This is a genomic window from Arthrobacter sp. ISL-65, assembly GCF_018613795.1.
Lineage (GTDB): Bacteria > Actinomycetota > Actinomycetes > Actinomycetales > Micrococcaceae > Arthrobacter.
Genome location: NZ_JAGGPN010000048.1, coordinates 1 through 11,293, shown reverse-complemented (window position 1 = coordinate 11,293; position 11,293 = coordinate 1). Strand labels below are relative to the sequence as shown.

General features: G+C 62.9%; 12 protein-coding genes. 6 read left to right on the top strand and 6 right to left on the bottom strand.

Annotation, left to right across the window (positions count from 1 at the left end; all coding sequences use genetic code 11):
• Positions 1 to 431 precede the first annotated feature (431 nt).
• Both J7I85_RS20035 and J7I85_RS20030 read right to left on the bottom strand, forming a co-directional pair.
• Complete coding sequence (locus J7I85_RS20035) at positions 432 to 674, bottom strand: hypothetical protein (protein ID WP_214856218.1); 243 nt, start codon at positions 672 to 674, stop codon at positions 432 to 434.
• A gap of 108 nt (positions 675 to 782) precedes the next feature.
• Entirely contained in the window at positions 783 to 1,409 is a 627-nt protein-coding gene (locus tag J7I85_RS20030) for a TetR/AcrR family transcriptional regulator (RefSeq protein WP_214856216.1), read from the bottom strand.
• A 111-nt stretch (positions 1,410 to 1,520) separates the two neighbouring features.
• Here J7I85_RS20030 and J7I85_RS20025 point away from each other — a divergent pair, with 111 nt between their 5' ends.
• The 6 genes from J7I85_RS20025 (at position 1,521) to J7I85_RS20005 (ending at position 7,759) form a co-directional block, all read left to right on the top strand.
• Positions 1,521 to 2,816, top strand: coding sequence for an MFS transporter (locus tag J7I85_RS20025; protein ID WP_214856214.1), 1,296 nt, complete (start codon positions 1,521 to 1,523; stop codon positions 2,814 to 2,816).
• A gap of 11 nt (positions 2,817 to 2,827) precedes the next feature.
• Positions 2,828 to 5,116: a glycoside hydrolase family 3 C-terminal domain-containing protein gene (locus J7I85_RS20020; RefSeq protein ID WP_251024602.1), complete on the top strand. Its 2,289-nt coding sequence runs from the start codon at positions 2,828 to 2,830 to the stop codon at positions 5,114 to 5,116.
• Positions 5,117 to 6,043: 927 nt separating this feature from the next.
• Positions 6,044 to 6,589 carry a chlorite dismutase family protein gene (locus J7I85_RS20015; protein ID WP_214856211.1) on the top strand — a complete coding sequence of 182 codons (546 nt, stop codon included), beginning with the start codon at positions 6,044 to 6,046 and terminating at the stop codon, positions 6,587 to 6,589.
• Between the two features lie 201 nt (positions 6,590 to 6,790).
• Positions 6,791 to 7,246: a hypothetical protein gene (locus J7I85_RS20010; protein WP_214856209.1), complete on the top strand. Its 456-nt coding sequence runs from the start codon at positions 6,791 to 6,793 to the stop codon at positions 7,244 to 7,246.
• A 61-nt stretch (positions 7,247 to 7,307) separates the two neighbouring features.
• Entirely contained in the window at positions 7,308 to 7,436 is a 129-nt protein-coding gene (locus J7I85_RS26025) for a hypothetical protein (RefSeq protein ID WP_374102505.1), read from the top strand.
• 104 nt (positions 7,437 to 7,540) lie between these two features.
• Positions 7,541 to 7,759: a hypothetical protein gene (locus J7I85_RS20005; protein ID WP_214856207.1), complete on the top strand. Its 219-nt coding sequence runs from the start codon at positions 7,541 to 7,543 to the stop codon at positions 7,757 to 7,759.
• A gap of 650 nt (positions 7,760 to 8,409) precedes the next feature.
• Here J7I85_RS20005 and tpiA read toward each other — a convergent pair.
• The 4 genes from tpiA to J7I85_RS19985 all read right to left on the bottom strand — a co-directional run.
• Complete coding sequence (gene tpiA, locus J7I85_RS20000) at positions 8,410 to 9,222, bottom strand: triose-phosphate isomerase (protein ID WP_214856205.1); 813 nt, start codon at positions 9,220 to 9,222, stop codon at positions 8,410 to 8,412.
• A 113-nt stretch (positions 9,223 to 9,335) separates the two neighbouring features.
• Positions 9,336 to 9,599 carry a hypothetical protein gene (locus J7I85_RS19995; protein ID WP_214856203.1) on the bottom strand — a complete coding sequence of 88 codons (264 nt, stop codon included), beginning with the start codon at positions 9,597 to 9,599 and terminating at the stop codon, positions 9,336 to 9,338.
• A complete protein-coding gene (gene tal, locus J7I85_RS19990; RefSeq protein ID WP_214856201.1) occupies positions 9,596 to 10,744 on the bottom strand; it encodes a transaldolase in 1,149 nt (382 codons plus the stop codon). Before tal ends, J7I85_RS19995 begins: the two co-directional genes overlap by 4 nt.
• A gap of 29 nt (positions 10,745 to 10,773) precedes the next feature.
• A partial coding sequence (locus J7I85_RS19985; protein WP_285289629.1) for a transketolase C-terminal domain-containing protein occupies positions 10,774 to 11,293 on the bottom strand: 520 nt, incomplete at its 5' end.

Sequence of the window (11,293 nt, the reverse complement as noted above, 5' to 3'; positions counted from 1 at the left end):
ATGACCGCCTGAATCCGCCGACCCGTATACGCGACGCCTTGGCGATCGCACAGAGATGGTCTTTCTCGGAGTTGGTCCAGGGCCTTCGTCAGTTCCGGCCGGCCTTGAGGGACTCGGAGGCCGTGGCCGCGAAGGTGGGGTAGCAGCCCGCCGCTCTCAGCGCGTCCTGTTGCACCGAGGCGTTCTGGTCCACGGTTGATACCCATGCATAGCCAGCAGATGTCCCATGCACCTGAAGGTGCCAATACCCGTCAGTCACGGGAAGAACCGGCACATCGAAACGGGCACTGTGTTTCGCTACAAAATTTGGGGGTTCATCGAATCTCATCCAGGAGCTGGCCGGTTGTAGCGGGAACGGTCGTTTGTGACAGTGGAAGCGCCGGTCGCCATCTCCTAGGTTTCGCTGCCGTGCGCTTAATTGTCTCTTCGGTTCAGGCGGAGGCTGCGGCGGCCGTTGGGGCGACTGACATCTCGCGGCGGAGGACCGGGAGGATCTCCTCGCTCAAGAGGTCTATTTCGTCGTGAATTATGGCTTCAGGGATGCCGCCGAAGTCGAGACCGAACAGCTGTCGCTGGTACGGGCCGAAGTATTCGGGGAACGAAAGAACCTTGTCGATGATCTGACCGCAGGTAGGGTGCGTTTTGCCGGTTGTTGACGAGGCAGTCGATTTCACGGCGGTAAGCGTCGGCAGGGCCGAGCCGCGGCGCGAATGAGGATCTGCATCATCAACCGATGCGGCTGCTCGAGCTGTTCGGGTCCCGCCAGTGCAGCATTCTGGACTTTAGGTGCGGGAATCGGAGGATGGTCCGAGAGTATCGAGGAAGGCGCCGATGTGCTCGCCCATGTCGATGGAGTCTTTGTACATCCACTGGTTCTGGAGTCCGTCGATGAGGGCGAACAGCATGACCGTCGCTTGCCGGGGGTTGACGTCCGTACGGACTTGGCCCCTTTCCTGGAGTGCTTCAATGGCGCGTTCGCCGAAGCTGCGTGCTGTCTCGTACCGATCAGCGAAGAAGTTGTGCGCCGGATGCGAAGCCTCTGAAGCATCGGCGGTGAACTGAGCGAACAAATGCACCAGACCGGGGACCGCGGCGTTATGCCGGACGGCTGCGACCATCAGGTTCCTTAACTCCTCAAGACCATTGGGGAGATTCCCCCAAACGGGCGTTGCCTTGGTGCCCGTGAGCAAGAACGAATCTGCTTCGTCCCTGTGCCTCAAGACCTCTACAAGCAATGCGTCCTTAGAGCCAAAGTGGTGCAGTAACCCGTTCTGACTCAGGCCCACTTCATCCGCAAGCTGCTTAACCGTCGCACCGGAGTAGCCATGCTCGGCGATCACGCGAAGCGCCGCGTCGAGAATCTCAAGCCGCTTCGCGACTCCCTTGGCATACGGACCCCTGGCGCTCATGGTTACCCATATTACCCTCTTGCGCACCAAAACCGCATGCTATACGGTATTCGGTAGCGCGCCGTTGCGCTGCCGAATATGCGCACCGTTGCGCCAACGAAAGGTCCCGTCATGACATCGACGTCCACCGGCCCTGTCTCTGAATCTCCCCTCGACCAAGATTCGCCGACCGCTGCTCTAACCGCGGAGAAGGTCCGCATCCGGGGGCCGCTGCGCAAGCTGCTCCTCTGGTTCATTCCCAGCACGCTCGGCATCTATCTCCTGTGGGGTGCAATCCCGGGCATTCTTCTTCCCCTTCAGGTTCAAGGCATAGACCCGGCCAATAAGGTCGCGAACCTCGCGATCGTCACCACAGTCGGCGCCCTGGCCGCGATGCTCGCCCAGCCGATATTCGGCACCATCAGTGACCGAACCCGGAGCAGGTTCGGGCGTCGGGCGCCTTTCATCGTCGGTGGTGCCCTCCTCGGCGGCCTGTCCCTCGTGGCGCTCGGACTATCGAACTCCATCCTGCTGATAGCGGTCTGCTGGACGCTCGTGCAGGCTTCCTTCAATGCAGTTCAGGGCCCGTTCAGCGCCATCATGCCGGACAGGGTACCGGCGCCAGTGCGCGGGTCCTTCGCCGCGATCATTGGCGCGATGACCATGGTCGGCGCCCTCGGCGGGTCCGCCTTGGCGGCAACGCTTGCCGCCAACATCCCCTCCGGTTACATGAGCCTGGCCGGGATCGCAGTCATCTCGCTCACGCTGTTCGTCCTCTTTAACCGGGACGAGGACAACAGGTCGGAACCGCGGCCGCCTTTCAAGGTGCGCGACTTCCTTTCGACCTTCTGGGTAAATCCCGTCGCACATCCCGACTTCTTTTGGGCTTTCACCGGTCGGCTGCTCCTCTACACGGGCTACTTCGCTGTCGCGGGCTATCAGCTGTACATCCTGCAGGACTACATCGGCCTCGGTGACCATGCCATCGCGGTTGTTCCGATGGTCTCCGCGATCGGCCTGCCGGCCATCATCGTCTCCATCGCCGTGGCCGGTCCGCTCTCGGACAAGATTGGCCGTCGCAAGCCGTTCGTGGTGGTTTCGAGTGTATTGGTCGGAACAGCAATGATGGTTCCCTTGGTGTGGCCGACCTTTGAAGGAATGCTGCTCTACTCCGTTATCTCAGGCCTTGGGTTCGGTGCCTTCCAGGCCGTCGACACCGCACTTGTGTCACAGGTCCTCCCGAGCAAGGACGCCTACGCCAAGGACCTTGGCGTGGTCAATATCGCAGCTACCCTCCCGCAAACCGTTGCACCCGCCGTCGCCGGTGCCATCGTCCTTGCGTTCGGTTTCGCCGGGCTCTTCCCGGTGGGCATCATTCTCAGCATCCTCGGCGCCCTCGCCGTCCTGCCCATCCGATCCGTACGTTAGGACCTACAGCCATGACCGATATCCTCGAGCCCACAACCGCCTCGGTGGAGGACATGACCACCGAAGCCGTTAGGGCGCTAAGCCTGGCGCAGAAAGCCGCTCTCGGCGGCGGCGCCTCCTTCTGGCAGACCAAAGAAGTCTCCGACATTCCCAGTGCCGTCCTTACCGACGGTCCCCATGGGGTCCGTTTCCAGAGCGGCGCCTCCGACCACCTCGGCATCTCCGGCAGTGACCCGGCAACCTGTTTCCCGCCCGCAGTTGGCCTGGCCCAGAGCTGGGATCCAGAACTTGGCAGCCGGGTGGGTGCCGCTCTCGCCGACGAGGCCCAATCCGCTGGTGTCGGCGTTCTCCTCGGCCCGGGCATTAATATCAAACGCGACCCCCGGTGTGGGCGGAACTTTGAATACTTCAGCGAGGACCCGCTACTCACCGGAGTGCTGGGAGCAGCGTGGGTGAGGGGTTTGCAGTCCGGAGGAGTCGGCGCCTCCCTCAAACACTTCGCGGCGAACAATACTGAACACGACCGGATGCGCTCCAGCTCCGAGATTGACGCCAGGCCGCTTCGCGAGATCTATCTGCGCGCGTTCGAACGCGTCGTTCGCGACGCCCGGCCATGGACGGTTATGTGCTCCTACAACCGCATCAATGGCGTCCTCGCCTCTCAAAACCACTGGCTGCTCACGGACGTCCTTCGTGACGAGTGGGGGTTTGAAGGAGCCGTGGTGAGCGACTGGGGCGCGGTGGCTGACCGCGTCGCGGCGGTCGCCGCGGGCCTGGATCTGCAGATGCCAGGCGACACTTCAGTGGATGACGACGCGGTCGTAACCGCCGTGGAGAACGGAATGCTCGATCCATCAGCGGTGGATCGGGCAGCGCGGGCCGTAGCGCGGACGGCCCTGCTCGCCCGGAACGGCCGGCGAAACGTGACATATGACGTCGAAGCCCACCATGCGCTGGCGCGCGAGGTGGCAGGGCGCAGTATCGTCCTGCTAAAAAATGACAATGACCTGCTGCCGCTGACGCCATCCGGAAGCATAGCCGTGTTGGGTTCCTTCGCGACAGAGCCACGCTTCCAAGGCGGCGGAAGCTCCCACGTGAACCCAACACGCATCGACAGCCCGCTGGAGGAGATCCGCTCAGCCGCTCCAACCGCAAGGATAGTGCACGCTAAAGGTTTCACTACCGACGGTTTCGGACCCACAGAAATCCTCCACACTGAAGCGGTACAAGCCGCCGCCGGAACCGACGTCGCGATCCTATTCCTCGGCCTGGCTGCGAACCAGGAGTCAGAAGGTTTCGACCGCGACCACATCGAACTGCCCGTCGAACAAGTATCCCTGCTCGAGGCAGTCGTAGCGGTACAGCCAAACACAGTTGTCGTGCTGTCTTCGGGCGGAGTGCTTCGCCTTTCCCCGGTCCATGCAGCAGCACCGGCAATCCTGAACGGCGCCCTGCTCGGCCAGGCGGCCGGGGGAGCCATCGCTGACGTACTCTTCGGCGCGATCAACCCATCCGGGCGCCTTGCCGAAACCATACCCCTCCGACTGCAGGACGCGCCAAGCTTCCCGCACTTCCCCGGCGAACACTCACGCGTCCGGTACGGAGAAGGAATCTTCGTCGGGTATCGGGGCTACGACGTGCGCGACCAGGAGGTGCTTTACCCCTTCGGACATGGCCTGTCATACACCTCCTTCGCCTACGAAGCCCTCACTCTGACAGCCGACGGCCCGGACTTGGTCGCATGCGTGACAGTCCGGAACACAGGGACCCGCGAGGGGCGCGAGATCGTCCAGCTCTACGCGTCCATGCCTGGGTCCGTTATCAGCCGCGCACCGCGCGAGCTCGTGGGCTTCGGCACGATCAACCTCGCTCCAGGCAAATCAGCGGAAGTCAGGATACGAATTGAGCGTCGGGATCTTGCCTACTGGCACGACCAGCTTGAACGCTGGGTCGTCGAAGGCGGCGATTACCGCATCACGGCTGGCGCGTCGAGCAGGGACCCTCGGTTGGAGCAAACCCTCAGTATCGAGGGGAACAGCATCCAGCTTCCGTTCGACCTCGAATCAACTATCGGTGAACTCATGGCCCACCCAGCCGCCGCTGAAGCCCTCGGCGCTACCTTCGCCCCGGTCATGCCCACCCTCCAAGGCGGCGACGACCTCGGAATGGATATGGCCAAGATGATGGCCTCCTTGCCTATCGGGCGTGCCCTCAAGAACTTTGGAGGCGGCAGCCCCGAAGCGCTCCAGCACCTGCAGGAACTACTCGATCACATCAACGCTCAAGCCCTACAAGAGTGAAATAAAAGGTCGCCGGCAATTGAACGGGTTATAGGACAAACGTGTGTATGGGCGTGGTTTGCCTCCCGGCGTTGGAGGGCGAATTCCCGGATCCCTAAGCTCTTGGAGCTTAGGGTGTCTGGGGTGCCTGCATATCTTGGGGGGATGTTTGGCCTGCGGCCAGACGCTGGTACGGAACGCGAAGACGGCTACGGGCAATGAGCGCTACCGGTGTCTGACAGTGTCGGATCTGTCAGTTTCCGAAGTCGAGACTCCACGGAGTGCCCGAAGCCGTCTGCAAAGCCCGCCCGTTAAGGGATGTGGACTAGCACTCGCCTAACGGCAGCCCGCTTTCCGTTCGGCCTTTTCCATCCTTCTCTTGAGTCCTGCCGGTCCTTCCGAGGACTAATGAGGCCGCGTTGTGGGACATCTTAGGTTTTCTGTCTGTGAAATTTTGACAGACCTTAAAATTTGACAGACCTTAAGGAGCAGAAGCGACTATTAGGGGAGTCGTGTAGCAGAGTGCGGCAACTCCGGAGCGGGCCTTGCTCGTTTTTCCGGGCCAGGCAAAGCCTGGAGTCCCGCCGCTGGTCCCTGCAGATCAGCGGCGGGACTTTTTACTGGTGCACGCGGGCCGCCCGGTAAAGGCTCGGCTTACGGGCGCTGGTGCGACAAACAGCCATTACAAAACGCCGCCATAGAGCGATCAAATCCACACCCCTCCGATTCTCGATTCGTTGCCCTCTCGGAATCCTTCGTTTGTAAGAACGCCCACCGCCGCCTGTGGACGACGCGAGGCTGAACGGTAGCGGAGCGGACCAGGGGTGAATCGGACACGCTTCGGGGCTGCTTGATCATTCGCGGAAAATACGCGTTTCTAAGAGGGTGTGCACCACCGGCCGCCGCAGCTGTTTGGGTGTCGACGGCCGCTTGCCCCTACTATGAGGCATGCCAATTCTCCCGGTTGTGTTCGCAGGAGGCCACGAGGGCGCCTGGCGCGTGCGCGGTATCTCCGCAGTCCAGGGGGCGCCTCTTCCGATGGTCGAGCGGGTCGCGGTCCTCGAAGGCGAGCGGGCCGCTCCTGAAGCAGCTACCTGGGCGCTGCACGGCGTGGTCAGCCACGAGAGATACGTCACGAAGCGGGAGCACGACGAATTGGTGTCCCGTTCGCCGCGCCTCGGGCGGCGAGAGGCGACCCGCGCCGCCCTCATCCCGCTCAAGAAATCGCAGGCGTGGTGGGCGCTTTCACAAGACGAGCGGCGGGCGATCGTCGAGGACCACTCCCAGCACATTGCCATCGGCTTGAAGTACCTGCCAGCCGTGGCACGCCGGCTCCACCACAGCCGGGACCTCGGAGAGCCGTTCGATTTCCTGACGTGGTTCGAGTTCGCCCCTGCCGAGGAAGCTGGGTTCGACGAACTGGTCACCATGCTCCGAGCGACCGAGGAATGGACTTTCGTCGAGCGCGAGATCGACATCCGCCTCGAGCAGTAGCTACCACGGCCAGCGGCACCAGCGTGATCGGCGCACCGCACCCTCTGGGGCTGATGGCCCTGGCGGTGTCCGCGTTCGTGGCCCTGGCCGTCTTCGCCGTCCCTAACTTTCCCCGTAGTGACCGGCGCCGCCGAGTAGCGGGACTATCCCGAAGCCGGACCACAGCCCAGCTATAGTTGTGCACTCGACTTCGGACACTCAGTGCAGACGACTTCTGACATTCCGTGCAGACGACTCCTGAAAAATGACAAAGGCCGGCAGGTGTTCCTGCGGGAGAACCCGCTCCTGCAAAAGGGTCTCAGCGCGGGGCAGCGGCTGATGTACTTCTCCACCATGTGGAGCTACCTCTCCGGCTTCGCCAGCGTCATCTACCTCATCGCCCCGATCATGTTCCTGTGCTTCGGAGTGCTGCCCGTGGGCGCATTCAGTGTCGACTTCTTCGCCCGCCTGATCCCGTTCCTGGTGCTGAACCAGCTGCTGTTCTTCGTCGCTGCGCGGGGCCGGAAAACCTGGCGCGGACAGCAATACAGCGTGGCCCTCTTCCCGGTGTGGATCAAAGCCTGCCTTACCGCCGCCGGCAACGTCCTCTTCCGCCAACGTCTCGGCTTCGCAATCACCCCGAAAACCCGGCAAAAGGGCGGACGCCCTGGGCACTGATCGGCCGCAGCTAATTGCCATCGCCGCACTGATCATCGCCGCCATCACCGGACTGGTCCGCATGTTCACCGGCGTCGGAGCACCCGCCGGGACCCTGGTGAACGTGGCATGGGTGGCCTACGACATGGTCATCCTCAGCGTGATCATCAGAGCGGCGCTGTACAAAGGCTTCACCCCCGCAGGCGATTAAGGACAACCATCAAACATGATGCTCACGCATTCGAATATTCCCTACCCCGGGTCGGCTCACGCCCACTCATTGTGGATGACACCCTACGGGTGAACAATCGCCGTATGGAAAAAAAATACGAAGTCGAAGTTGATACAGAGTCCCCGACAGCACCTGAAGACGGAAAAGCCCTGGCTATGGGCGCCGCTCAAATCCAACTGCTGGCAGCAGCCGATGGCTACACACTCACCGATGCCGAAGCACTGCAGGACCTCCACGTTGAAGGTCTTGGGCCAGGCAGCACCAAGTTCAAGGTATCTAAGACGATCGAAATCGGCGGTTAGTCACCGCAGGCAAGCACATCCTCGCTCGAGTCGGCAGCGACGCCAATAGCTCTGAGTACGTCGACACAGACGTGGCGTCTCATTCCGGGAGCCAAGAAGACGTGGATGTCTTTGTCGAAGAGAGCCGCCGGCACGGATGGATTCAGTTGTACGAGGACAAGTACCCGCACGCTGGCGAGCCCGACCACTACGCTGCATACTTCGTAAACTCTGATGGATTCGAACTAGAGCTTGTAGCAACCGCCCAAGCGAAAGTGGCAGGGTGCCCGGTAAAGGACCGGCTAACGAACTATGGAGGTCATCCCGGGCGAGCCACCGAAAGCAGATCCTAAGCTCCCGCACGTACCACCACCTCAACCGGCGGGAAAGGTGGAAATCCGCCTATAAGAATGCCGATTTAGACCATAGGCGGCGCCCGTCATGGGCAGCAGTCACGTACGTGATCTATTTTGAGCATTCCACGTCTGGCAGAGTCGGCCACAGACATTGGTGTCTGAACGTGTCGGTTGGGTCGTGTGCTTTCTAGTGGAGGCGTTGAGGCTGCAGCGAGAGGAGAATTATCGGGTGAAGACTCCGGGGGGTGCGGCCGCAAGCGCGGCCGCACCCCCCGGGCCGTCGGCAAGATGGGTCGTCTGAGAACAGAATGTGGGTTAGCCGGCCAGTTGGCGCTCGAAACCTGCAATGTTGGCAAATTCAGCGGCATCAAGGCTGGCGCCGCCGACCAGGACGCCGTCAACGTCGGTCTCGTTCAGGATGGCTGGGGCGTTGCCGGCCTTGACCGAGCCGCCGTAGAGGAGCCGCGACTTGGCGGCGACGTCCGCGTCGAAGAGGCTGGCAAGTTCGGTGCGGATGGCGCCGCACATCTCCTGTGCGTCTTCCGGGCCGGCGACTTCCCCGGTCCCGATGGCCCACACGGGCTCGTACGCGACTACGAGTTCGGCGGCCTGCTGGGTGGAGAGACGGTCGACGCCGGCGCGCAGCTGGGCCAGGGTGTGCTGGACGTGGGTGCCGGCCTGGCGGATGTCCAGGCCTTCCCCGACGCACAGCACCGGTGTGAGCGCGTGGCGGTAGGCCGCGTGGACCTTGGCGTTGAGGGTTTCGTCGGTTTCGCTGTGGATGGTGCGGCGTTCACTGTGGCCGACGAGCACGTACTTACAGCCGAGCTTGGCTAGGAACTGCCCGCTGATGTCACCGGTGTAGGCGCCTGAGTCGAACTGGGACAGGTCCTGGCCGCCGGATACCAGGTCCAAGCCGTCATCCTGGATCAGGGTTTGCACGGCGCTAAGAGTGGTGAAGGGCGGAAAGACTGCAACTTCCACCCGCCCGTAATTGTGCTTTGCCTCAGAAAGGGTCTCGGCCAGGTGTTGCAGCAGGCTGCTGCCCTGGACATGGTCCATGTTCATCTTCCAGTTGCCGGCGATAAGGGGTGTCCGGTCATAGGCGCTGTTGGCGGGCGTGCTCATGTGTTTCTCCGTATTGCTTGTTGTATGGATGGGTGATGGGCCGTGCCGTGAATGGTTGGGCTGCTGTTGGGTGCCGGGAACGCTTCTCCCGGCGCGCGACCGTCGTCGGCGGGTTACGGCGTCCGGGGCTGTTCGGCTGGTGTCTTTGCCTGCAGCCGGGTCCCGTCGAGATTGTGCAGGAGGTGCCGCGTGCCCATGCCGTAGCTTCTGATCCAGATGATGTCCGATTGCTCCGTCTTGGTCTCGATCCGCGCCACGTAGGTGTATCCGCCGGGTTCGATGACCTCTATGAGGTCGCCCGGCTGGAACGAGGTCCAGTCCTGCGGAGCCGCAATGCTGGTGTCACCGTTCCCCGTACGCTTGGTTGACCGCATCATTTCGGCGTTTCCCCTGGTGCTGCGGAGTCCATGCGCTTCCGTGCGGTGGCGAGGGCGCCTTCGACGTCGGCCAGCAGTTCCTTCCAGCTGGCGACGAACTTGTCCAGGCCTTCGGATTCAAGGACGGCGACGACGTCGTTGTAGGGGATCCCGAGGGCTTCCAGCGCGTTGAGCGTGGCGTTGGCTTCGGCGTAGGTGCCGGTGACGGTGTCGCCGGTGATCACGCCGTGGTCGAACGTGGCGTCCAGGGTCTTTTCCGGCATGGTGTTCACCACGCCCGGGGCGACGAGTTCGGTGACGTAGAGGGTGTCGGGGTACGCCGGGTCCTTCACGCCGGTGGAGGCCCAGAGCGGGCGCTGCGGCCGGGCACCGGCCTCGGCGAGGACAGCCCAGCGCTCGGTGGAGAACTGCTCTTCGTAGACCTGGTAGGCCAGGCGGGCGTTGGCCAGGCCGGCCTTGCCCTTCAGAGCCTTGGCTTCCTCGGTGCCGATGGCGTCGAGGCGCTTGTCGATTTCGCTGTCCACGCGGGAGACGAAGAACGAGGCGACGGAGTGGATCCTGGACAGGTCGTGGCCGTTGTCCTTGGCCTGTTCCAGGCCGGTCTGGAAGGCGTTGATGACGGCGCGGTAGCGTTCCAGGGAGAAGATCAGGGTCACGTTGACGCTGATGCCCTCGGCCAGGGTTGCCGTGATGGCTTCCAGGCCCTCAAGGGTGGCGGGGATCTTGATGTGCACGTTGTCGCGGTTGACCTTCTTGTAAAGGTGCTTCGCTTCGGCGATGGTGCCTGCGGTGTCCCAGGCGAGGCGGGGGTCCACCTCGATGGAGACGCGGCCGTCCACGCCCTTGGTCGCCGCGGCGACCGGGGCGAAGAGGTCGCAGGCATCGGCGACGTCCGTCGTCGTGATCTCGAAGATGGTCTCTTCGATGGAGGCGCCGGCAGCGGCCTGGGCCGCGATGGTGGCGTCGTAGTCCGTGCCGGAGGTGATGGCGGCGTGGAAGATGCTGGGGTTCGTGGTGACACCCACAACGTTCTTCTCTTCGATCAGCTTCTGCAGCGTGCCGGTCTTCAGACGGCCCCGGGAGAGGTCATCGAGCCAGATGGAAACGCCGGCGTCGGAAAGCTGCTGGGTGGGAGTGCTAGTCATTTCTAATCTCCTTGAACTGTGGGGTGCTGTCAGGACTGGAGTCCGGCGAGGGAATCCTTGGCGGCGGCGGCAACAGCCTCTGCCGTGATGCCGAATTCCTGGAACAGGCGCTTGTAGTCGGCGGATGCGCCGTAGTGCTCGAGGCTGATGGAGCGGCCGGCGTCGCCGACGAACTCGCGCCAGCCCTGCGACAGGCCGGCTTCAACGGAAACGCGGGCCTTGACCGCTGCGGGCAGGACTGCCTCGCGGTAGGCGGCGTCCTGCTTGTTGAACCACTCGACACACGGCATGGAAACCACGCGGGCTGCGATGCCTTCGGCCTGCAGTGCTTCGCGGGCCTGGACGGCGAGCTGGACTTCCGAGCCGGTGCCGATCAGGATGACCTGCGCGTCCACGGTCTTGCCGTCCTTGGACGCCTCGGCCAGGACGTAACCGCCCTTGGCGACGCCTGCGGTGGAGCCGAAGGTGTCACCCTCGGCCGCGCCCTCGCCACGGTCGTAGGTGGGGATGTTCTGGCGGGTCAGGACGATGCCGGCCGGGTTCTCGTGG